Source organism: Pseudomonas sp. C7.1 (genome assembly GCF_056312395.1).
In genome coordinates, this window is record NZ_JBWDTL010000003.1 from 826,743 (window position 1) to 849,429 (window position 22,687).

The window sequence follows — 22,687 nt, forward strand, 5'->3', positions numbered from 1 at the left end:
GGATTACTCCTGGAGGGTGAAATGGCTAATGGCGTTGCAGCGCAGCAGTAGCTCCAGTGCTGCTCCGAGGTTAAATGCCGTGGCAGTATTTGCTGCTGCCTCGAAGCTGCAATGGTTGTGCAGGTTGTCGATGAACTCAGCGGCACCTTGCTCGATAGGGATAACCTCCACGTCGAGCCCCTGGCGTATCACTAGCGCGGCCTCGCTACTATTGAGATCAATGCTTCCCAGGCGACTGGCAGGGGCTGCATCTTGATGTGCGGCCCAGAGCGAAACGACCGCGTAGCGCGAGCGAATAAGGTGCAGGCTGGGGTGCAGGGTGAAATACACCTCAGCCAGGGTGCTTTCATCGCTGAGCAGGCTCGCCAGTTCGGACAATGCCAAGGGCGCTGCATCGGCCGCGTGGTAGGCCTTCACGTAGCACATTTCCAAACGTGCGAGATCAGCCAAATAAGGCAGCCCGGCGGCCGGGGTAAAGCCCTGAATAAAGTCGGGCAAATACTCGCCATAAAAGACCAGTAGCGGGGAGGTTGGCGGCTCTGCGCGGACAAACACGTGAGCCATGGCGCGGAAAAATTCTTCGCCGACCATTGCCTGGGTCACGGGAAAAGTGTCAACCAGGGCGTCGACAAGCGACATCGTGACGTTGTTGCGATAAACCGCAAAACGCTGCGCCGGATCGGAGCCGTTCCAGGTATGCAGGTCTGGCGGGCATGCCTGTTGTAGCAAGCAGGCGGCAAACTCATCTTGATTCGTCATGTAGGAGCCCTATCCAGTGAGCGCTGGGCTGGCCGTCCGTGGAATAGTCGATTTATCAGCGCATCCGCTTGGCGTGCTTCCGCCACAAGAGTCGCCAGCTCGGGAACATTGTTGTCGCGCTCAATCAATGTCGGTTTGGGGCCCGTCAGCCCCAGGGTAAAGGCATACAGATCCCACACGCAGGGTGCTACGGGGGCGCCATGACTGTCGATCAACAAGGGTGCGCCAGTGCTGTCTCTCTCTTCGGCAAATCCAGCCAGGTGGATCTCAGCAATGGCCTGTAGCGGTAAGCCCAGGATGTACTCACGGGCATTGCCGCCATGGTTGGCGCAGGCCACATGCACATTGTTGACGTCCAACAACAGGCCACAACCTGTGCGGTGAATGACCTCGCTCATAAATTCGCTTTCGGCCATGGTCGAGGCGCGAAACTGTACATAGGTTGCCGGGTTTTCCAGCAGCATGCGCCTGCCCAGACGCTCCTGAACATGGTCGATGTGCGCGCACACATGGGTAAGTGTGCGTTGGGTATAGGGTAGGGGCAGCAGATCGTTCAGAAATGTGCCGCCGTGACTGGACCAGGCAAGGTGTTCGGAAAAGGACTCTGGCTGGTAACGCTCCAGCAATGCTGAGAGCCGTTTCAGGTGGGCTTCATCCAGCGGCTCCTGACCGCCAATGGACAGGCCCACGCCATGGATTGAGAGCGGGTAGAGGGCGCGAATCTTTTCCAGGTAATGGTGATAAGGCCCGCCCGCCACCATGTAATTCTCAGCGTGGATTTCAAAGAATCCCAGCACCGGCAACTGCGCGAGGACTTCGCGAAAGTGTTCGGGCTTTAAACCGATACCGGTCTGATTTGGCAGTTGGGTGGGTGCTGGCGAAACAGCACCCACCGTAAACGGTTCATGGCCAAGAGGCTGGTTCATAGGAAGGCTCCGTGACCGTTTACTGACGGGTCAGGCGCTCTTTTCCTTGAACTCTTGGAGCTGGCCAAAGCCGGTTGGTGACGTCGGAGATGCGGTTTGCTCACAAGTGCCTTTGGGTACCAGGGACCATGCATTGCCTTGATGGTCGACTTTTGAAGTGCCAGCACAGGACGTGCCTGCACCTGCCTTGCAGTCGTTTTTACCTTTCAGCGCAACGCCGAAGCATTTGTCCTTTTCCGCAGCTTGGGCGGCCATTGGGGTGGCGGCCACTGCCAGGGCTGCGCTCAGCGCCAGAGCCAGGGATGCGGTGGTTACTGCTTTATTCATGAGTCGATTCCTTCAGACATTAAAATAGTGCGGAGATAAGGGCAGGCGTTTTTAAACCCTGCACGCTTTAGAGGATGTGAGCTGCGACTTGTTACAAGCGCCAACTAAATCTAGTTGGGTTGGGCTTTTTCAGTCTAGGTCATGAAGCCTGTGCGGCAAGTTGGGAGCCAAGAGCAACAGCTCGGCACCATACTCAAGGCTTTGTCTGACGCCACTTCGCGATTCGGTTATTGGCGAAATCAGCCACAAATATCGTTCCGTCGCTCGCTACGGCAATGGCGATGGGATGATCAAACTGCCCTGGCCCGCTGCCTTTGCCACCGAAGCTGGTCAGGAAAGTCCCATCGGCCCTGAACTTCTGAAATCGATGATTGTAGAAATCAGCCGCAAAGATATCGCCCTGCGGCCCGACGGCGATGCCGGGGACGACTTTGAACCAGCCATTGAACGAACCGGGAATGCCCACGGCGAAAGGGCCACCCCATTTATTGATTGGCTTTCCCGCAGAGTCGAAGACCTGGATGCGGTTGGCATAGGCGTCCGCGACGTAAAGCGTGCCATTGCGGTCGAGCGCAACATCGGTCGGATAGATAAATGCACCGGCGCCGTGGCCCTTTTCACCGGTGACACCCCATTGACGCACAAAAACACCCTCTGCCTTAAGCTGTTGCACGCGGTGATTGTAGAAGTCCGCGACAAACAAGTCGCCGTTAGGCGCCACTGCTACGCCACCCGGCGCATTAAACTCGCCTGGACCACTACCGGATTTTCCAATCATCCGCTTCGCCGCGCCGTCGAGCCCAAATACCTGAATCCGGTCGTTGAAGTACTCGGCGACGTAAAGCTCACCGCTGTGGATGGTCAGATTCATGGGGCGGCCGAGTTGCCCGGCATCTTTGCCGGGGGTGCCAAATTGGCGCTTGAAATGACCATCGAGGTCGAAGACCTGGATGCGACCGTTGCGCGAGTCGGCAACAAACACTTCGTCGCCAGCGACAGTGATCCCGGTCGGATCGTTGAATTGCCCCGGCGCGCGGCCTTTCTCGCCCCATGCAGTCACAAAAGCATAGGGTGGCTCCTTGGCCGACGGCACGAAAGCCAGCCAACCAGCAGCCAGCAGCGCTACCGGCACGATCACGCTATTTTTAGCCCACTTGGCTACTGCTTTAAGTTGCATGGTTGGGCCTCAGAAATTGATGCGCAAGCCGGTGGTCAAAACGTAATCGTTCTGCAGTGCCGTGCCGTTAAGCTGCTGGCTGACGGGAACCTGAACACCGGCCTCGACGATCCATTTGCGGGTGACATATTGCAGCCCAGGCGTGATGAACAGCGTGGTGCCCCCCGAATTCGGATCGTCCACTCCGCCGCTGCGATCCCTGGCCGAATGCACGAGATTGGCTTCGAGCACACCATAGAGAAATGCGGGAACCCCCGCAGCCAAGCTACGTGGCCACAGCCGGTACTGCAGCGAGGTGTCGAGGTTGGCAACATTACCAGCCTGAAAGCCGTTGGCTTCCCGGTTGGCCTTGTAGCTCACCTGACCGTCGATCTCGAAATCCAGCGTCTGATAGGTGAGCACCACGCCACCGAGCGCATCCCACGAGCCGGAGCCAGGCTGCAGCGGGGCTGGCAGGCGGCCTGAACCGTCGCGGGCATTATCCTCGCCGGTCGGCGCTTTCACGCCTAAAAACGGCGCGATACGAAAAGTGCGCCCAGGTGCGTTGTATTCGTATGCGGTGTAGCGGCCCAGTAAAGTGAGATCGCCAATGCCCGATTGTTGGCGGCTAAGATGCTGCCCGCCCATGCTCATATCCAGGCGCTTGTCGAACCAGGGCAGTATGCCGAACAACGCGAAATCCCGGTTTACGCCATAGCCCAGCACCGACACCAGGCCGGTCACTTCCACGTCACGATTGGCCGGCGTGGAGTCATCGGCGTTTTTCATAAAGACCAACTGCTCACGCAGCACGTAGCCACCCTCATGCACCGGCAACGCGGTGTTGAAGGTGATTGGCGCGCTCCAGGCGTTGGCGGCTGATAGGCACAGGGTGGCTAACCCTGTGTTGAGCAGGCTCTTCATTTTGCTTTCCCCGTCGGCATCTCCTGTGCAACAGGCTCAACTTGCTCAATCTTGTTCAGGCTAAAGCCAGCTTCTTCCACCGCCTGTTTGGCCGCTGCTTCCTCAAGTACCACACCGTCTTGCATAGTGACGCTCACGGTGCCGTCCTTGATATTGGTTTCCAGGCTCTGGACGCCATCGACTGCACCGAGCTTCTTCTCAATGCCATAGGCACAGAAGGGGCAGGCCAAGCCGTCCACATGCAGTTGGTAAACAGGCGGAGCGGCCCATACACTGGTCGCCACCAGGAAGAGGCTTAATGCGCCGACCATACGCCGGGTGAATGTTCCTACGTTCATAGTTATCTCCCATTCTTTGCGGTTGATAATTGAGCACGATAAACCTTGGAGTTAAGGCCAAGGTCAAACGCTGAACTGAAATTTTTCGGCCCTAAGCGTCCGACAAGGAATTAATGGCGGAAGCAATGTAAGTGTTCAGTTTCGTAGCCGGATTAACCCGCGCAGCAGGAAAGCTGCTTCACGTCCTTGGTAAATGTCTGCGCGCACAATTTCAAGCCCTCGACCATGGTCAGGTAGGGGAACAAGGTGTTGCCCAGGTCTTGCACTGTCATCTGCGCCCGAATCGCCAGCACCGCCGTTTGGATCAACTCGCCGGCTTCTGGTGCCACTGCCTGCACGCCGATGAGTCGGCCAGTGTCCACCTCTGCCACCAGCTTGATAAAGCCCCGGGTGTCAAAGTTGGCCAGGGCGCGGGGTACGTTGTCCAAGCTGAGCGTGCGGCTGTCGGTCTCGATGTTTTGTGCATGCGCCTCGGCCTCAGTCAGGCCCACGGTGGCGACCTGTGGGTCGGTAAACACCACCGCTGGCATGGCTGTCAGATCGAGGGTGGCGTCGCCGCCGGTCATGTTGATCGCTGCCCGCGTGCCAGCAGCCGCTGCCACATAGACGAACTGCGGCTGGTCAGTGCAGTCGCCGGCGGCGTAGATATGCGCACTGCTGGTACGCATGGCCTTGTCGATGATGATGGCGCCTTGCGCATTGACCTCGACGCCCGCTGCCTCCAGCGCCAGGCCGGGGGTATTGTGCGTGCGGCCGGTGGCGATCAGCAGCTTGTCGGCGCGCACTTCGCCGTTGTTGGTGGTGAGCACAAATGCATCGTTCGCATAAGCGATCTGGCTGGCCTGGGTATGTTCCAGCACCTCGATGTTCTCTAGGCGAAACGCGGCCGTGATGGCTTCGCCGATGGCCGGGTCGTCGCGGAAGAACAAGCTATTACGCGCCAGGATCGTGACTTGGCTGCCTAGCCGGGCGAAGGCTTGCGCCAGTTCCAGGGCCACTACCGATGAGCCGATCACCGCCAACCGGGCTGGCAGGGTGTCGCTCACCAAGGCTTCAGTCGAGGTCCAGTAGGGCGTTTTTTGCAAACCGGGAATCGGCGGAACAGCAGGGCTGGCGCCGCTGGCGATCAGGCAGCGGTCGAAGGCCAGTTCGTGCTCGTCGCCCTTGCTTGAGCGCACGATGAGGTGTTGCGCATCGTTGAAGCGCGCCTCGCCGTGCAGCACGGTAATCGCCGGATTGCCGTCCAGGATGCCTTCGTACTTGGCGTGGCGCAGTTCATCGACGCGTGCTTGTTGCTGGGCCAGTAATTTGCCCCGGTCAATCGCCGGCTCGGTTGCCGCGATGCCACCGTCGAACGGGCTTTCCCGGCGCAGATGGGCGATATGGGCCGCGCGGATCATGATCTTGGAGGGTACGCAGCCGATATTCACGCACGTACCGCCGAGGGAGCCACGTTCTATCAGTGTCACCTGCGCGCCGAGTTCGGCTGCCTTGAGTGCTGCCGCCATAGCACCGCCGCCGCTGCCGATAACGGCAATCTGCAATGGGCGTCCGCTATTGTCAGTGGCGGATATTTTGTCAGTGGCAGCCATTGCATCAGAGCCGCGTTTGCCGCCGACTTCGTTAAAAGTGGCCTGATAGCCCAGTGCGGTGATGGCAGCGAGCACCTGGTTGCGGTCGATAGCAACGTCTGCCACCACGCTTGCCTTGCCTTCAGCATAAGAAGCCGAGGCTTGTTTGACGCCGGGAACCTTGCCCAGTGCTGCTTCGATATGCGTGGCGCAGGACGTGCAGGTCATGCCCTCTACTGATAGTTCGATCATTTTTTTTCTTCAATAGTAGGTGGGGTGCAGCAAGCATCGGCATTGCGCTTGCGACTAACGGCGTAAAGGGTCAAGCCGATGAATAGGATCAGCGCGGGCAGCAACACGTAGTCCAAATAGCCGGTCAGCGAGGCCAGCCCGACTGCGGCGAGCAGCACGACCAGGATGGGTGTGAAGCAGCATAAGGCGACGATGATCGTGCCGAAGATGCCGAATTTAAGCAGCGTGGAGTTTTTCATGAGCCACCCTTTAAGGCTGATGGATAACCCGCGTTTTCGGTGGCTTCTGTCAGCTTCTGCACGCTGGTCTTGGCGTCATCGAAGGTGACGACGGCCTCGCGCTCGTCGAAGTTCACATCGGTCTTACTCACACCATCGACCTTGGAGAGCGCAGCTTTGACCGTGAACGGGCAGGCGGCGCAGGTCATGCCGGGCACCGACAGGGTGACGGTCTGAGTGGCGGCCCAAATCGGGGCAGCAACGGCAGTGAGTGCGAGGATGGCTAATAGTTTCTTCATGGTGAACTCCGGGTTAATAGAGCAAGGGAAGAACATAAGGAAATCCGAGCGCAACCAAGACCAACAAGGCCACGATGCAGAAGATGAGTTTGTAGGTGGTGCGCACCTGTGGGATGGCGCAGACCTCGCCCGATTTGCAGGCCTGAGCCGGGCGGAAAATACGCCGCCAGGCGAAGAACAGCGCCACCAGTGCCGCGCCGATAAATAGCGGCCGGTAGGGCTCCAGCACGGTCAGGTTGCCGATCCAGGCCCCGCTGAAACCCAGAGTGATCAGAACCAACGGCCCCAAACAGCACGTCGAGGCGAGAATTGCCGCTAGCCCACCCGCGACAAGAGGGGCGCGCCCAGTTGATGGTGCAGGCATGCATTTCTCCTTTAGAGCAGTTGAGCAATGATCTAAAGTTACCTCCGTAGTCAAGTACGGAGTCAAGCGATATGGAAAGCACTGTGGGTGATCTGACCATAGGGGCCTTCGCCAAGGAGGCTGAGGTCAACGTGGAAACCATCCGGTTCTATCAACGCAAGGGGCTGTTGCCAGAACCGGACAAGCCCTACGGCAGTATTCGCCGTTACGGCGAGACGGATGTGGCACGGGTGCGGTTCGTGAAATCGGCGCAGCGGCTCGGTTTCAGCCTGGACGAGATAGCCGAATTACTGCGCTTGGAAGATGGCACTCACTGCGAGGAAGCCGGCCGCCTGGCTGAGTACAAGCTCAAGGATGTACGAGAGAAATTGGCAGATCTGACCCGTATGGAGACTGCCTTATCCGAGCTGGTGTGGGCCTGCCACTCACACAAGGGGAATTTTTCCTGCCCGCTGGTCGCGTCTTTGCAGCGGGGCACGATACTCGCCGCGCCTGCGCAAAGGCGTCCCGCGAAGAACCATAAAAAAGGTGCCTGACTCAGGCACCGAGGGCCAACCTCCCAACCGAAGGAGCATACAAGGAGGATGGCAGTGAGATTGCGCTGGGGTCTTGGGCAGTAGTGGCTGCCGGTTAGTCGCATGAAGAGCCGGCCCGAGAACATCGAGCCAGCCCGCTGCACGGCGTTACTTCACCGCTTCAATCGACAGCAGCGTCGCCGCCATGCCTTCGCTCGTGAACTCGAACATCACCTGTTGGCCGACCTGCACCTGCGCCAGTTGCTCGGGCGTCGCCTTGAAGCCCATGGTCATCGCCGGCCACTTCAGGGCAGGCACGGGGCCATGGGCGATGGTGACACTGCCCTTCTGGCTGTCGATGGCCTTGACGGTGCCGGAAGCCTGGGCGGTTGCCGCAGCCCTCGATTGCTCCATCTGCATCGCTTTCATGGGCATCTTGTCCATGGGCATGGCCGGCATGTCTGCAGCGAAGACCGGCTGGCCGAGTGCAACGACCAGGGCACCTACGAGTGGGTAGTTCATGCGAGTTTTCCTTCTGCTGGGTTGGTTATGAGATCAGTGGTTTGGCGGCGGCGCATCAGGCGATAAGCCGCTGGTAGAACAAACAGAGACAACAGCGGCGCGGTGATCATGCCGCCAACCATGGGCGCGGCGATGCGGCTCATGATCTCGCTGCCGGTGCCGCTGTCCAGGAGGATCGGCAGCAGGCCGGCGATGATCACCGCCACGGTCATGGCCTTGGGCCGCACGCGCTGCACCGCGCCTTCGCGGATCGCCTCGACCAGCGCCTGCTCGCTGCTGTCGCCGGCGTCCTCGCGCTCGGCCCAGGCATTCTTCAGGTACAGCAGCATAATCACGCCGAACTCGGCGGCCACCCCGGCCAGGGCGATAAAGCCCACCCCCGTGGCCACCGACAGGTTGTAGCCGAGCAGGTAGAGGAACCAGATGCCGCCGACCAGGGCGAAGGGCAGTGTGGCCATGATCAGCGCAGCCTCGCTGAAGCGGGCGAAGCACAAGTAGAGCAGCACGAAGATGATCAGCAGGGTGGCCGGCACCACCAGCTTGAGCCGCGCGTTGGCCCGTTCAAGAAACTCGAACTGGCCCGAGTAGCTGAGGCTCATGCCCGGCTGCAACTCGACTTGTTCGCTGATGGCCTGGCGTAGGTCTGCCACCACCGAGGCCAGGTCGCGCCCGCGCACGTCGATATACACCCAGCCCGAGAGCCGTGCATTCTCGCTCTTGAGCATCGGCGGGCCGTCGCTGATCTTGACCTTCGCCACCGTGCCGAGGGTGATCTGGCTGCCCTGGGGGGTATAGATCGGCAACTGCTGCAGCCCGGCCAGCGAATCGCGCCACTCGCGCGGGTAACGCAAGCTGATGGGGAAGCGCGCCAGGCCCTCGATGGTCTCGCCGATGTTCGCCCCGCCGATGGCACCGGCGACTATTGCTTGTACGTCGGCGATGTTCATGCCGTAGCGTGCCGCCGCATCGCGGTCGATATCCACATCGATATAGCGCCCACCAGTGAGGCGTTCGGCCAGGGCCGAGCTAATCCCCGGCACCGTTTTGGCCACGCGCTCCACCGCCTGGGTCACTTCGTCGATTTGCGCCAGGTTGCTGCCGGCAACCTTGACCCCAATCGGGCTCTTGATCCCGGTGGCGAGCATGTCGATGCGGTTGCGGATTGGCGGAATCCACAGGTTGGCTAACCCTGGCACCTGCACGGCGCGATCCAGTTCCTCCACCAGCTTCTCCGGGGTCATGCCGGGCCGCCACTGTTCACGTGGCTTGAACTGAATGGTGGTTTCGAACATCTCCAGCGGTGCCGGGTCGGTGGCGGTTTCGGCGCGGCCGGCCTTGCCGAACACATGGGCGACCTCCGGTACCGTCTTGATCAGCCGGTCCGTCTGCTGCAACAACTGGGCGGCCTTCTGCGCCGAGAGTCCCGGCAGGGCGGTGGGCATATAGAGCAGGTCGCCCTCGTCCAGGGGGGAGGAACTCGCCGCCCAGGCGGGTCATCGGCCAGAGCGCACTGAGTAAGATCAGTAGTGCAACCAGCAGGGTGGTCTTCGGCCATTGCAGTACCGCGTCAAGAGCCGGCTGGTAGATACGAATCAGCCAGCGATTGAGCGGGTTGCGTTGCTCGTCGGGAATCCGTCCGCGAATCCAGTAGCCCATCAATACCGGCACCAGGGTCACCGACAGCCCAGCTGCGGCGGCCATGGCGTAGGTTTTGGTGAAGGCCAGCGGGCCGAACAACCGGCCTTCCTGGGCCTGGAGGGTGAACACCGGAATAAACGACAGGGTGATGATCAGCAGGCAGAAGAACAGCGCCGGGCCGACTTCCACCGCCGCCTCGGTGATCACGTGCCAGTGCTGGGCACCCTTGAGTTCCTCGCCCGGATGCTCCTCGCGCCAGGCCTCGATCTTCTTGTGGGCGTTCTCGATCATCACCACCGCCGCGTCGACCATGGCGCCGATGGCGATGGCGATGCCGCCGAGCGACATGATGTTGGCGTTGATGCCCTGCTGTTGCATGACGATAAAGGCAATCAGGATGCCAACCGGCAGCGAGACGATGGCTACCAGCGAGGAACGCAGGTGCCAGAGGAACAGCGCGCAGATCAGCGCCACCACGATAAATTCCTCGATCAGCTTGTGACTGAGGTTTTCCACGGCGCGGTCGATCAGCTTGCTGCGGTCATAGGTGGTGACGATCTCCACCCCCTCGGGCAGGCTGCTTTTCAACTCGTCGAGCTTGACCTTGACCGCGGCGATGGCCTCGCGGGCGTTCTTGCCGCTGCGCAGGATCACCACGCCGCCGACCACCTCGCCCTCGCCATCCAGTTCGGCGATGCCCCGGCGCATTTCCGGACCGAGCTGGATATGCGCCACCTCGCCGAGGGTGACCGGCACGCCGCCTGCATCCAGGCGCAGGGGTATGCTGCGAAAATCATTCAGCGTCTGCAGATAACCCGAGGCGCGCACCATAAATTCGGTTTCCGCCAGCTCCAGCAGCGCACCACCGGTTTCCTGGTTGGCCCTGGAGATTGCCTCGGCGACCTGCTGCTGGGTGATGCTGCGGCTGGCCAGCTTTATCGGGTCGAGCAGCACCTGGTACTGCTTGACCATGCCGCCGATGGTGGCCACCTCGGCGACATTGGCCACGGTTTTCAGCTCGAACTTGAGGAACCAGTCCTGCAGCGCGCGCAGCTGCGCCAGGTCATGTTTGCCCGTGCGGTCGACCAGCGCGTACTGGTAGATCCAGCCGACCCCGGTGGCGTCCGGGCCCAACGCTGGCGCGGTTCCAGCAGGCAGGCGGGCCTGCACCTGGCTGAGGTATTCCAGCACCCGCGAACGCGCCCAGTACAGGTCGGTGCCATCCTCGAACAGCACGTAGACGAAGCTGTCGCCGAAGAAGGAGTAACCGCGCACAGTCTTCGCCCCCGGCACCGAAAGCATGGTGGTGGCCAGCGGATAGGTGACCTGATTCTCGACGATCTGCGGTGCTTGGCCCGCATAGGGGGTGCGGATGATCACCTGCACGTCGGACAGGTCCGGCAGTGCATCGATGGCGGTGTTCTGCACCGACCAAACACCCCAGCCGACGGCGAACAGGGTGGCCAGTAGCACCAGGAAACGGTTGGCCACCGACCAGCGGATCAGGGCGGCGATCATGGTTGCACCTCCAGCTTCTCCAGCTGCTCGATGCGCAGGCCGTCGTCCGTTTCGCGCACGCCAAAGCGCACCGAATCACCGGCCTGGACGGCTTGCAGCAGGGCCGGATCGGCCACCGGAAAACTCATGGTCATGCCGGGCATACCGAGGGTTTTGAAGGGGCCATGGGCCAGGGTCACCTCGTTCTCGCCGAGGTCGACGACCTTGCCTTGTGCTTCATGCAAAGCTGGCATCGCCATGGTTTCTGGCGAGTCCAGAGTCTGGGCGAAAACGCCACGCAGGCTGGCCTCCGAGTCGAGCAGAAACTGGCCGGAGGCAACCACCTGCTGGCCTTCCTCTAGGCCCTGCAGCACTTCGACCTTGTCCGTGTTTTCCCGGCCCAGGCGAATCTCCACCGGCCGGTAACTGCCCTCGGCCTCGGCGAGCATCACCAGGGACCGGCGGCCGGTACGGATCACCGCCTCGTTGGGCACGTACAGTGCGCTCTGTTCGCTCGGGCGTTGCAGTCGTACCTGGGCCGTCATTCCGGGTCGCAGCCGGCCTTGTGGGTTGTCCAGCTCGACCCGCAGCCTGACCGTGCGGCTGTCCAGATTGGCTTCGGGTAAAAAGACACTGACCGTGCCGCTCAACACTTCGCCGGGAAAGGCCGGCAGGCGCGCCTCGACCGTTTGGCCGAGCCTGACCCCGGTGGTTTCCGCTTCGGGCACCGCCACCTCGAGCCAGACGCTGCTCAGGCCATTGATGCGGGCCAACGCCTCGCCTGCGGCCAGGGTCATGCCCTCGCGCACATTAAGCTCCTGCAGCACGCCTGCAATCGGACTGGTTACCGTCCAGAGTGGCTGGATCTTGCCGCTGCGCTCGATGCGGGCGATAAGCTGCTGCGGCATGCCGGCCAGGCGCAGGCGTTGACGGGCAGCGTCCAGCAGGGATTTGTCAGCGATCTCGCGCAAGGCCAGGAACTCCTCCTGGGCGGCCGTCCAGGAGGGTACCAGCAGGTCGGCCAGCGGGTCGCCGACCGCCAGCAGGTCCTCAGGGGCACGCCGGTAGACGCGCTCGACGAAGCCACCACTACGCGCCTGCACCACGGCGACGTCGCGGCTGTTGAAGGTCAGGCTGCCGAACACCTCCAGCTCGCTAGCCAAGCTCTCGCGGGTGACGCTGGCCAGGCGCATACCGAGGTTCTGGGTGACGCTCGGGTCGATGCTGACCGCCGCGCTGTCGCCCGACTCGTCGGCATAGCGTGGCACCAACTGCATGTCCATAAAGGGCGACTTGCCGGGCTGGTCGAATTTCTGTTGCGGGTACATGGGGTCGTACCAATAGAGCACCTCGCGCTCGTCTGCTGCCGAGGCCTGCTGGGCACTGGCCATGCTGGGCCCGGCCTCCACAAGCGGTTGCGCGAACCAGTAGCCGCCTGCTGCGCCAATGGCGAGTGTCAAGCCGGTCAGCAGCGTGCCTTGCCAAATTCGAGTCTTCATTGGCTACCTTCTCCGTAGGCAAAATACAGGCGGGCGCTGGTCTGCGCGCGTTGCTGTTCAAGGTCAATGTGTTTCAGGCGGGTTTCGATCAGCTCGCGGCGCGCGGCGACCAGGGTCATCAGCTCGCCGCTGCCGGCACGGTAGTCGGCCATGGCCAGGCGCACCTTCTCCTCAGCGAGCGCTACCAGGGTCTGCCGGCTGCGCTGCACGGCGCGCTCCAGGCGGCGGTACTCGGCCAGGTCATCGTCCAATTGCTGGACGTGATCGCGGCTCATGTCCTCGCGCTCGGCCTCCAGCCGCAGCAGGTCGGCGCGTTTGGCGGCAATCTTCGGGTTTTGGCGGTTGGCGGTGAACAGCGGTAGGTCGAAGGTAAACTGCACGGAAACCATGTCGCCAAAAGCCTCGCCGCGCTTCTGGTAGGCCAGCTGCCAACTCCAGTCAGGCTGCTTGTCTGCTTCGGCCAGCCGCACTTGGGCCTCTGCCTGCTGCGTCAGCGGTGTGAAGGCCTCCAGCACCGGGTGACGATCCACACTGTGGCGCACATGCAGGTCATCGACTCGCCAGCTTGGCCAGGCGCCGGTCAGCGGCTCGACCGCAGCCGGCCCGACCCAGCGGCGCAGGGCTGCGCGGGCCTGCGTGCGGTTACGTTCTAGTTCATCCTCCTGTTCGGCGAGCAGCGCCGCTTCTTGCTTGGGTGCCACACTATCGGCCACCTGGCCACGACCGCCGGCCAGGCGCGCCTGTACGGCCTTGCTCAGCAGGCGATTCTCCTCGTACAGGCTCTGGAACAGCTGCAGCTTGCGCTCGACAGCGAAGCCACCGATCCAGGCCAGCGCGGTTTCCCGGCGCACCCTGAGGCGCTCGATCTGCTCTAACGCATCGGCGCTGTCGATGCCCGCCTGGGCGACCTCGATCCGCGCGCGGCGCTTGGCGCGGTTGGGTACTTCCTGCATAACCCCGACCATCTGCATGGTCATGAAGTCACGGGTGAAGTGGCCACGCGCATCGCCCTCGATGGGAAAGTTCTGCACGCCCAATAGCAGCTTGGGGTCCGGCAATTCGCCGGCGGGGATGGCAGCCTGGCCGACGGCCTCGCGGTTGGCCGCCTGGGCCGCCAGTGACGGCGCCTCACGCTCAGCCAGGCGCAGGGCCTCGTCCAGGGTAAGGGCGGCGGCCAGGCCGGGTACGGCCAGGCCACATAACGCGAGGGCCGCCAGACAGAGGCGCCCTGCGCAATAGCGTCGGAAATTCATTTTCTCGATTCCTGTGGGTGATCCGGCGCGCACCCAGGCGGGCACACGCACACTGTTTCGCCGCCTAAGAGGGCGAAACAGAACTCAAGTCAGCACGGGAATCAGGCGCGGGGTGGCCGCCACACCCCGGAAGGGGACGTGGTTGGAAGGAAGTCGTGGGTAGGCGTGGTGGCTACGGAGCGAGAAAACAGAAGAGGCGTCTTGATGACCGAGACCTGCAGCATGCTGCTGCTCTTGCATTCTTGTCCGGTCTTGCAGACTTTGCCGCTGGACATTTGTTGCTGATGGTCTTCGCAGCACGAAGCCTGCGAATCCTCCATCGAGATGCCGTGCTGTTCCATGGGGCAAGGTTGCGAAAACGCCAGCGCACCCGCCACCCCATTCAGGGGCAGGCTCAGGCTGAGCAGCAGGAGCAACAGCAGGTGCAGGCGTCGTTTCATGCGGTGGAGTCTAGTTCAGCCCTATCCGAGGACGCAATCGGTTTGAGTGCACACGCGAAATACGATTCTTCACGAGCCGACCATGGCGCGACTCTGTGCCTTGATGTCATGGTGCAGAATTCGCTCGTTGTCGCTGTAATCCACCGGAACATCAATGAGATGCACCCCCGGCTCGGCCAGGCAGTAGTTCAGCAATCGTTCAAAGTCGTCCGCACTGGTGGGCCGGTGCCCTTGGGCACCGTAGCTTTGGGCGTAGCGCACAAAATCCGGGTTGCCGAAGTCCAGGCCGAAATCCGCAAAGCCGAGATTGCGCTGTTTCCACTTGATCATGCCGTAGCCGTTGTCGCGCAGTACCAGCACGGTCAGATCCAGCTTCAAGCGCACGGCGGTCTCCAGCTCCTGAGAGTTCATCATAAAGCCGCCATCGCCACAGACCGCCACCACTTTGCGCGCCGGGCAGACCATTTTGGCCGCCATGGCCGATGGCAGGCCGGCCCCCATGGTGGCCAGGGCGTTATCGAGCAGCACAGTATTGGGTTGATAAGCCCGGTAGTTGCGGGCAAACCAGATCTTGTAGATGCCGTTATCCAACGCCACGATGCCGTCGTCGGGCATAAGTCGGCGCAGGCTGTGCACCAGGCGCTGGGGGTAGATGGGAAAGCGGTCATCTTCCGAGCCTTCCAGCAGCTGCCGATCCAACCTGTTCTTGACCTGCATAAACCAGCTGAAATCCCAGTGCGGTTGAGGCTCAAGGGCTTGCGTCAGACGCTCCAGGCTGTTGGCAATGTCACCAATGACGCCCTGTTGGGGGTAGTAGACCGCATCCACTGCCGCCGGCACGTAGTTCAGGTGAATCACTTGCGCGTCGCCCGCCTGGGCCACCGATGCCAGGGGACCTTCCTCCAGAGCATGGCTGCCCATGATAAAGGGCGGCTTTTCCACCACATCGTGGCCCACATTGATAATCAGATCGGCCGCCTCGATGGCGCGGTGCAAAAAGTCGTCACTCGACAGCGCTGCAGTACCCAGAAACAGAGGATGGCGCTCGTCCACTACGCCCTTGCCCATCTGGGTGCTGAAAAAGGGAATGCCGCTTTTTTTCACCAGTTGCGCCAGGGCAATGCAACTGTGCTGGCGATTGGCACCTGCGCCCAGCAGCAACAGCGGGCGGCGGGCCGACTGGATCATGACCAGAGCCCGTTCGATGGCGTGATCCGTGGCCTGGGGGATATCGAATGTGCTCTTGGCGATGACTTGGGCATCGGTGTCCTCGCGGGCGATGTCTTCCGGCAACTCCAGATGAGTAGCGCCCGGGCGCTCCAGTTGGGCGCGGCGGAAGGCTTCGCGCACGCGCGCCGGAATAGTGTGCGCACTGGCTATCTGCCGTGTGTACTTGGTTAGGGGCGCCATCATGTCCACCACATTGATGATTTGAAACTCGCCCTGCTTGCTTGCCTTGATAGGCTTTTGCCCGGTAATCATCAACATGGGCATGGCGCCCAATTGGGCGTAAGCGGCCGCCGTCACCAGGTTGGTGGCACCCGGCCCCAGGGTGGCCAGGCAGACGCCGACGCGGCCGGTCAAGCGACCATAGGTGGCGGCCATAAAGCCGGCGGCCTGTTCATGGCGGGTCAATATCAGTCGAATGGACGATTCCACAAGCGCGTCCAGGAAATCCAGGTTTTCCTCGCCTGGCACCCCGAAAATGTACTCCACGCCCTCGCTCTCCAGCGCCTGGACGAACAGTTTGGATGCCTTCATGACTTGTGTGCTCCTATGGGTTGGTTTTCGGTTTCGCGCGTGGCAGACCCCGACTCGGCTTTTTCCACGTGGGTCATTTCCTGATCGGGTTGGAACGTCTCGGCGCTGGCCTCCTGGAGATAACAGCAGTAGTGCGCTGGGGCTTGCTCCAGGCTCAACAGTGAACCGGCCGGCACATAGGGAAATATCTGGTCGTAGCGGCGGATCTCGAATTGGTTGACGCGACGGTGCAGGTGAGTGCGGTTGAGCAGGCTCGGGTGTTTGAGCCCGGTGGAGCCCAGCAGCTCAGCCGTTGCCGCCAGGGTTTTTTCGTGAAACTGCGCGACTCGGGCGGCTTTGTCGGTGACCACCAGCCCTTTGTAGAGCTTGGGGTTCTGGGTGGTGATCCCGGTGGGGCAGCGGTTGCTGTTGCAGGTCAACGATTGCACGCAGCCCAGGGCCAGCATCATGCCACGCGCGCTGTTGCACAGGTCGGCACCCAGGGCCAGGTGTTTGATCAGGTGAAAGCCGGTAAAAATCTTGCCTGAGGCAATCAACTTGACGTGCTCGCGCAGGTTGAGGCCAATCAGGCAGTTTTCCACAAACGCCAGCGCTTCGCGCAGGGGCATGCCCACTGAGTTGGTGTATTCCAGCGGTGCGGCACCGGTGCCGCCTTCACCGCCGTCCACGGTAATAAAATCCGGCGTTGTGCCAGTGGCGACCATGGCTTTGCAGATTGCGACGAACTCGCTTTCGCGCCCGATAGCCAGCTTGAAGCCGATGGGCTTGCCACCCGAGAGTTCACGCAGCTGAACGATAAATTCCATCAGCCCTCGAGGGCTATCGAACGCCAGATGGGTCGGCGGCGAGATGATCTGTGTGCCGACGGGCACCGCACGGATGCGGGCGATTTCTTCGGTGTTCTTGCAGCCAGGCAGTATGCCGCCGTGGCCCGGTTTTGCGCCCTGGGACAATTTGATCTCGATCATTTTGACGCTGTCGAGCCGGGCTTTCTCGCGGAATTTGTCAGGGTCGAAGTTGCCGTCCTCATCCCGGCAGCCGAAGTAGCCGGTGCCGATCTGCCAGACCAGGTCGCCACCTTCTTCCAGGTGGTAGGGGCTGATGCCGCCCTCGCCGGTGTTGTGGAAGAAGCCACCTATCTTGGCACCGCGATTGAGCGCCCGCACGGCGTTGCGGCTCAAGGCGCCAAAACTCATGGCGGATATGTTGAGAATGCTCGCGCGGTAGGGTTTGAGGCAATCGGGCCCGCCGATGGTCACGCGCAGCTCGTCCACCTGCTCCGCCGTCATGGCTGAGAGCGAATGACCTATCCACTCATAGCCCGAGCGGTTGACATCCACGCGGGTGCCAAAGGGCACGGTGTCGGAGGCCCCTTTGGCGCGCTGGTAGACGACATTGCGGAACATCCGGTTGATGGGCGTGCCGTCGGTGTCCGACTCGGCAAAGTACTGACGGAAGAAAGGTCTGAGGGCCTCCATGACCCAGCGGCCACGCCCGATCAGGGGAAAGTTACGCCAAAGGCTGTGGCGCTTTTGCAGGGCGTCGTAGAGCCCAAGCAAAAACAGTGGCAGGGCCAGAATCATCACCCAGAGCGCCGGTGGCCAGAGGTAGCACAGCATGAAAAAAGTGGCAAAAAAGAGTACAGACAAGCTGAGATAGGTTTTGAGCATACGGGCCTCTTTTGCGGGTGGCGCTGAAGGCGGTTGCAGAAGCTGAGTGCACCAAGACTATAAGCCAATAGAACAGGGTGCCGAGGGAGATGATGGCATTGACCGCACCCGAGGCGGCTCGGGTGCAGCCTGGCTCCTGTGCCTAGCGACGCTTTCGCTAGGCACAGGAGCTGGCTTTCAAGCAGGCCCAGGCCCTTGGCGAGTTATCGGATAGCCAAGCCCCTGCAGCGCTTGCGCTCTATATGCACTGCGCCATTTGTGGTTTGCGCACCCAGGCCAAGTCGGGCTTGAGCCAGAAGGACCTACTCATTGTGATCAAGGCGATCATTGCCAGCCTGAGATGATTTTTGCTTTTTTACGGACTGAGCAGTCCTGATGACGGCGAAGTTCGCGACTGCAGGCTCACCTCAGCGTAACGAATGGGCCTCTCGCGTCTCAAAAGAGCAGTATCCCAGGAAGCTTGAAACGCCATGCATGCCACCTTGCCTCTACTCAATGCGCTGAGTTTTCCAGCGATAAGCCGCGTCCAACTGCAGGCATTGCAGGTCAACCTGACCTATCAGTGCAACCAGCGCTGCTTACACTGCCATGTCAACGCCGGGCCAACCCGTACCGAGGCCATGACCGATGAGAGCCTGGCCTTGCTGCATCAGGTGATTGATACCCACTCTGTACAGACCCTGGATCTGACCGGCGGCGCGCCGGAGATGCACCCGCGTTTTCGCGAGATTGTCCGTCACGCTCGGCGCGAAGGTTTGCGGGTAATTGATCGTTGCAACCTGACCATTCTCAGTGAGCCGGGCTATGCAGACCTGGCCGAGTTTCTTGCCGAGCAGGGGGTGGAGGTCAGCGCATCCTTGCCTTGCTACTCGCGCGATAACGTCGACAAGCAGCGCGGCGATGGCGTGTTCGACGTCAGCATCGACGGCCTGCAGCAGCTTAATAGGCTGGGTTATGGACGGGACGGCAGTGGGTTGATTCTTAACCTAATGTACAACCCGCAGGGTCCGAGCCTGCCGCCTGCGCAGGCGCAGCTCGAAGCCGACTACAAGGCTCATCTGGTCGAGGACTTCGGCATTATTTTCAATCATTTGCTGACCATTACCAACCAGCCGATTGCCCGTTTTGGCAGCACCCTGGTGAGCAAAGGCACCTTCAATAGTTATATGCAATTGCTGCGCGACAGTTATCGACCGGAAAACCTCGACGCGGTGATGTGCAAGAGCCTGGTCAGTGTCGACTGGCAAGGCTACCTGTACGACTGTGATTTCAATCAGATGCTCGAACTGCCCCTGGCCATACCTGGGCTGATTGGTCGCGACCGCCCCCATCTGCGAGATTTGCTCAAGGCACCCAGCCTTGAAGGCAATCCCATTATCACTCGCGATCACTGCTATGCCTGCACCGCCGGGCAGGGCTCCAGTTGCGCCGGTGCACTGGATAATCAATAAGGAGAGGTTTGTCATGGATAAGCGCAAAGCGGCCCTGTTGGCCATTGTTCTGCTCGCAATAGCGGGTTTCTTTCTGTTCGATCTGGGCCAGTACCTCAATCTGACCAGCCTCAAGGCACAACAGGTCGCCCTGAACGCCCAGGTCTCCGCCAATCCACTGTTGGCAGGCGGTCTGTTCTTCCTGCTGTATGTCGTTGCTACGGCGCTGTCGCTGCCTGGTGCGGTGTTGTTGACGTTGGTTGCGGGTGCCTTGTTCGGCCTGTTCGGCGGTACGTTACTGGTTTCTTTTGCTTCCACTCTGGGGGCGACCCTGGCCATGTTGATTAGCCGCTTTCTGCTGCGCGACTGGGTCCAGGCCAAGTTCAGCCAGCGCCTGGCCAGTATCGATCAGGGTATCGAGCGGGAAGGGACCTCCTATCTGTTTGCCCTGCGGTTGGTGCCGGTGTTCCCGTTCTTCCTGATCAACCTGGCCATGGGCCTGACCAAACTACCGGCGCGCACCTATTGGTGGGTCAGCCAGTTGGGCATGTTGCCTGGCACCCTGGTGTTCGTGAATGCTGGGCGTGAGCTGGGCCAACTGGACTCGCTGGGCGGCATTCTGTCGCCGGGCCTGCTGGGGGCTTTTGTTCTGCTCGGTTTGCTGCCGATTGTTTCGCGCAAGCTGCTGGAGCTGGTCAAGGCGCGCAAGGTCTATGCCGGCTGGGATAAACCCAGGACGTTCGACCGCAATATGGTGGTGATCGGGGCAGGTTCCGGCGGGTTGGTGTCGGCTTATATCGCTGCAGCGGTCAAGGCTAAGGTCACCCTGATCGAGAAACACAAGATGGGAGGCGACTGCCTTAATACGGGTTGCGTGCCATCCAAGGCCCTGCTGCGCTCGGCCAAGCTGGCCAATGAAATGAAAAAGGCGGAAAAACTTGGCTTCAAGCCGATCAAGGCCGAGGTCGATTTCGCCGCAGTGATGCAGCGCGTGCAGCGGGTGGTGGCGGATGTCGAACCCCATGATTCAGTGGCGCGCTACACCAGTCTGGGCGTGGATGTGATCGAGGGCGAGGCGAAGATCACCTCGCCGTGGACGGTGGAAGTCAATGGCCAGGCCCTCAGTACTCGCTCTATCGTTATCGCCACTGGTGCACGGCCTTTGCTGCCGAAGATTCCCGGCATCGAACTGGTCGCGCCGCTGACCTCGGATAACGTCTGGAACCTGCGCGAACAACCCAAACGGTTGCTTGTGCTGGGTGGTGGACCGATTGGCTGCGAGCTGGCGCAGGCCTTCCAGCGTTTGGGCAGCGTGGTGACCCAGGTGGAAAAGAACGAACGCCTGCTGATGCGTGAGGACCCCGAGGCTAGCGAAGCGGTGATGGCCAGCCTGCGTCAGGACGGGGTGGACTTGCGCCTGGGCCATAAGGCCGTGCGTTTCGAGGTAGTTGAGGGGCAACGCCAGCTGATCTGCCTCAATCTGGTCGCCGACAGTGAAGTGCGCATCGACTTCGATCAGGTGCTGGTTGCCCTGGGCCGGGTGGCCAACGTCAAGGGCTTTGGTGCCGAAGAGCTGCAGCTGGCTGTACGGCCCAATGGCACTCTGGAAGTCGACGAATACCTGGCCACGCGCTTGCCCAATATCTTTGCCGTGGGCGATGTCACCGGCCCATATCAGTTCACCCACACCTCGGCGCATCAGGCCTGGTTTGCCGCCGTTAATGGTTTGTTCGGCACTTTTAAGCGCTTCAAGGTGGATTACCGGGTGATCCCTTGGGCCACCTTTACCGACCCGGAAGTGGCCCATGTCGGGCTCAATGAGCAGGACGCCAAAGAGCAGGACATCGCTTATGAGGTGAGCCGCTTCGGCATCGACGATCTCGACCGCGCCATCGCCGACGAAGCCGCCCATGGCTATATCAAGGTGCTGACCGTGCCGGGCAAGGATCGCATCCTCGGTGTGACCATCGTCGGCGAGCATGCCGGTGAACTGATCGCCGAGTACGTGGCGGCGATGAAGCAGGGCTACGGCCTGAACAAGGTGCTTGGCACCATTCATATCTACCCGACCATGGCCGAAGCCAACAAGTACGTGGCCGGTGAGTGGAAGCGTGCCCACGCCCCGCAGGCGGCATTGCGCTGGGTGGCGCGCTTCCATCAGTGGCGCTTGGGCGGCACCAAAGCGGATGCTCAATCGGAACTCAAGGTGAACGAGAAAACCCTGTGAACGGCCAATTCGACCTGTTGCTTGCAGGCGCGGGACATGCCCATTTGGGTGTGCTGCGCCTGTGTATGAGTGGCCAGCGGCCTAAAGGCCGTATCGGCCTGATCAGCTCGGGACCCTATGCCTGGTATTCGGGCATGTTGCCGGGGCTGTTGGCTGGCCGCTATCGAGCCGAGCAGTGCCGCATCCCATTACAAGCGCTCTGCTCGGCAACCGGTGTGGAGCTGCTGGAGGGGCAGATCAGCGAGCTGGACCCGCTTACCAGATGTGTCGAACTGACAGATGGCCGGCAGTATTCGGCCGCCTGGTTGTCACTCAATCTGGGGTCTGTGCCCAGAGTTCCACAGGGCTCGGAGGCCGTGCTGGAGGTTTTGCCGGTCAAGCCGTTTGAAGCTTTTTTGCAGGGGTGGCAACGCTGGCAACAGGCACCCCAAGCATTGGCGATTCTCGGCGGTGGTGCGGCCGGGGTTGAGCTGGCCCTGGCCCTGGCACCACAGGTACCTGAGCTGACCTTGCTGAGCAGCGCCCAGGTATTGGCCGGGCATCCCCTTGCGCTGCGCAAGCGGGCACTGCGCCATTTGGCAGAAGCTGGAGTCCGGGTAGTGGAAGGTGTGGCTGTTGATTCGATTCATGGCGATGCCCTGGTCGCTGGTGATCGACTTGTATGGTGCGGTGCAAGGGTGATTCTGGCCACCGGAGCCAGTGCATTGCCCTGGCTTAGCCTGTCCGGTCTGGACTGCGATGAGCGCGGTTTCGTTCGAGTCGGGCGGACACTGCAGAGCCTGTCACACCCCCATGTGTTTGCCGCCGGAGACTGCGCAAGCCTTGGCGCCACAACGCGTAGCGGGGTATACGCCGTGCGCCAGGGGCCGGTGCTGGCGGCCAACCTGAGTGCAGCGCTGTCAGGCCAGGCCACGACGCCATTTCAACCGCAGCGCCGTTCGCTGGCGCTGCTGGCTGATGGCCAGGGCGGCGCGCTGCTTAGCTGGTCGGGAATGACGGCCGAAGGCCAGTGCTTGGGGCGCTGGAAAGATCGTCTGGATCGCAGCTTTATCGCACGCCACCTCGGCACCCTATGAAGACTTTATGACGGATCTTCCATCT

Annotated in this window: 20 protein-coding genes and 1 pseudogene; 4 read left to right on the plus strand and 17 right to left on the minus strand. The window is 61.2% G+C overall.

The window, feature by feature from the left end; all coding sequences use genetic code 11:
• Nucleotides 1-3: 3 nt before the first annotated feature.
• The 10 genes from AC0T4W_RS07160 to merT all read right to left on the minus strand — a co-directional run bounded on the left by AC0T4W_RS07160 (nucleotide 4) and on the right by merT (nucleotide 7,134).
• Nucleotides 4-759: an HvfC/BufC family peptide modification chaperone gene (locus AC0T4W_RS07160; protein WP_476317956.1), complete on the minus strand. Its 756-nt coding sequence runs from the start codon at nucleotides 757-759 to the stop codon at nucleotides 4-6.
• Entirely contained in the window at nucleotides 756-1,685 is a 930-nt protein-coding gene (bufB, locus tag AC0T4W_RS07165; RefSeq protein WP_476317959.1) for an MNIO family bufferin maturase, read from the minus strand. The genes AC0T4W_RS07160 and bufB overlap by 4 nt, the downstream gene beginning before the upstream one ends.
• A 30-nt stretch (nucleotides 1,686-1,715) precedes the next feature.
• Nucleotides 1,716-2,012, minus strand: coding sequence for a BufA1 family periplasmic bufferin-type metallophore (locus AC0T4W_RS07170; RefSeq protein ID WP_476317962.1), 297 nt, complete (start codon nucleotides 2,010-2,012; stop codon nucleotides 1,716-1,718).
• 193 nt (nucleotides 2,013-2,205) lie between these two features.
• Nucleotides 2,206-3,189, minus strand: coding sequence for an NHL repeat-containing protein (locus tag AC0T4W_RS07175; protein WP_476317965.1), 984 nt, complete (start codon nucleotides 3,187-3,189; stop codon nucleotides 2,206-2,208).
• Nucleotides 3,190-3,198: 9 nt separating this feature from the next.
• Nucleotides 3,199-4,092, minus strand: coding sequence for a transporter (locus tag AC0T4W_RS07180; RefSeq protein ID WP_476317968.1), 894 nt, complete (start codon nucleotides 4,090-4,092; stop codon nucleotides 3,199-3,201).
• The gene (locus AC0T4W_RS07185; protein WP_476317971.1) at nucleotides 4,089-4,430 is read right to left on the minus strand and encodes a heavy-metal-associated domain-containing protein; all 342 of its coding nucleotides are present in this window, start codon (nucleotides 4,428-4,430) and stop codon (nucleotides 4,089-4,091) included. Before AC0T4W_RS07185 ends, AC0T4W_RS07180 begins: the two co-directional genes overlap by 4 nt.
• Before the next feature lie 152 nt (nucleotides 4,431-4,582).
• Nucleotides 4,583-6,253 carry a mercury(II) reductase gene (gene merA / locus AC0T4W_RS07190; RefSeq protein ID WP_476317973.1) on the minus strand — a complete coding sequence of 557 codons (1,671 nt, stop codon included), beginning with the start codon at nucleotides 6,251-6,253 and terminating at the stop codon, nucleotides 4,583-4,585.
• Nucleotides 6,250-6,492, minus strand: coding sequence for a mercury resistance system transport protein MerF (gene merF, locus AC0T4W_RS07195; RefSeq protein ID WP_476317976.1), 243 nt, complete (start codon nucleotides 6,490-6,492; stop codon nucleotides 6,250-6,252). The genes merA and merF overlap by 4 nt, the downstream gene beginning before the upstream one ends.
• Nucleotides 6,489-6,770 (minus strand): mercury resistance system periplasmic binding protein MerP, encoded by a 282-nt coding sequence (merP, locus tag AC0T4W_RS07200; protein WP_476317979.1) that lies wholly within the window; start codon nucleotides 6,768-6,770, stop codon nucleotides 6,489-6,491. The genes merF and merP overlap by 4 nt, the downstream gene beginning before the upstream one ends.
• Before the next feature lie 13 nt (nucleotides 6,771-6,783).
• Nucleotides 6,784-7,134, minus strand: a complete 351-nt coding sequence (gene merT, locus AC0T4W_RS07205; protein WP_476317981.1) for a mercuric ion transporter MerT — start codon at nucleotides 7,132-7,134, stop codon at nucleotides 6,784-6,786.
• Between the two features lie 71 nt (nucleotides 7,135-7,205).
• Between merT and merR the strand changes: the two genes are divergently transcribed.
• Nucleotides 7,206-7,670 carry an Hg(II)-responsive transcriptional regulator gene (merR, locus tag AC0T4W_RS07210; protein WP_476317984.1) on the plus strand — a complete coding sequence of 155 codons (465 nt, stop codon included), beginning with the start codon at nucleotides 7,206-7,208 and terminating at the stop codon, nucleotides 7,668-7,670.
• A gap of 147 nt (nucleotides 7,671-7,817) precedes the next feature.
• Here the strand turns inward: merR and AC0T4W_RS07215 are convergent, their stop codons facing one another.
• From AC0T4W_RS07215 to AC0T4W_RS07245, 7 genes and pseudogenes are all read right to left on the minus strand, one after another.
• Nucleotides 7,818-8,171 carry a copper-binding protein gene (locus tag AC0T4W_RS07215; RefSeq protein WP_476317986.1) on the minus strand — a complete coding sequence of 118 codons (354 nt, stop codon included), beginning with the start codon at nucleotides 8,169-8,171 and terminating at the stop codon, nucleotides 7,818-7,820.
• Nucleotides 8,168-11,327, minus strand: a pseudogene (locus AC0T4W_RS07220) (efflux RND transporter permease subunit). The gene AC0T4W_RS07215 and the pseudogene AC0T4W_RS07220 overlap by 4 nt, the downstream one beginning before the upstream one ends.
• Nucleotides 11,324-12,805, minus strand: a complete 1,482-nt coding sequence (locus AC0T4W_RS07225) for an efflux RND transporter periplasmic adaptor subunit (RefSeq protein WP_476317989.1) — start codon at nucleotides 12,803-12,805, stop codon at nucleotides 11,324-11,326. Before AC0T4W_RS07225 ends, AC0T4W_RS07220 begins: the two are co-directional and overlap by 4 nt.
• Nucleotides 12,802-14,058 (minus strand): TolC family protein, encoded by a 1,257-nt coding sequence (locus AC0T4W_RS07230; protein ID WP_476317992.1) that lies wholly within the window; start codon nucleotides 14,056-14,058, stop codon nucleotides 12,802-12,804. The genes AC0T4W_RS07225 and AC0T4W_RS07230 overlap by 4 nt, the downstream gene beginning before the upstream one ends.
• 101 nt (nucleotides 14,059-14,159) lie before the next feature.
• Nucleotides 14,160-14,498, minus strand: coding sequence for a hypothetical protein (locus tag AC0T4W_RS07235; protein WP_476317994.1), 339 nt, complete (start codon nucleotides 14,496-14,498; stop codon nucleotides 14,160-14,162).
• A 69-nt stretch (nucleotides 14,499-14,567) separates the two neighbouring features.
• Complete coding sequence (locus AC0T4W_RS07240; RefSeq protein ID WP_476317997.1) at nucleotides 14,568-16,259, minus strand: acetolactate synthase large subunit; 1,692 nt, start codon at nucleotides 16,257-16,259, stop codon at nucleotides 14,568-14,570.
• A complete protein-coding gene (locus tag AC0T4W_RS07245) occupies nucleotides 16,256-17,929 on the minus strand; it encodes an FMN-binding glutamate synthase family protein (RefSeq protein WP_476318000.1) in 1,674 nt (557 codons plus the stop codon). Before AC0T4W_RS07245 ends, AC0T4W_RS07240 begins: the two co-directional genes overlap by 4 nt.
• Nucleotides 17,930-18,399: 470 nt before the next feature.
• Between AC0T4W_RS07245 and arsS the strand changes: the two genes are divergently transcribed.
• From arsS to AC0T4W_RS07260, 3 genes are read left to right on the plus strand one after another with little or no spacing between them, the layout of a single operon-like run.
• Nucleotides 18,400-19,380, plus strand: coding sequence for an arsenosugar biosynthesis radical SAM (seleno)protein ArsS (gene arsS / locus AC0T4W_RS07250; protein WP_476318003.1), 981 nt, complete (start codon nucleotides 18,400-18,402; stop codon nucleotides 19,378-19,380).
• Nucleotides 19,381-19,393: 13 nt separating this feature from the next.
• Entirely contained in the window at nucleotides 19,394-21,586 is a 2,193-nt protein-coding gene (locus AC0T4W_RS07255) for an FAD-dependent oxidoreductase (RefSeq protein ID WP_476318005.1), read from the plus strand.
• Nucleotides 21,583-22,662, plus strand: coding sequence for an FAD-dependent oxidoreductase (locus tag AC0T4W_RS07260; RefSeq protein WP_476318008.1), 1,080 nt, complete (start codon nucleotides 21,583-21,585; stop codon nucleotides 22,660-22,662). Before AC0T4W_RS07255 ends, AC0T4W_RS07260 begins: the two co-directional genes overlap by 4 nt.
• Nucleotides 22,663-22,687: the final 25 nt, after the last annotated feature.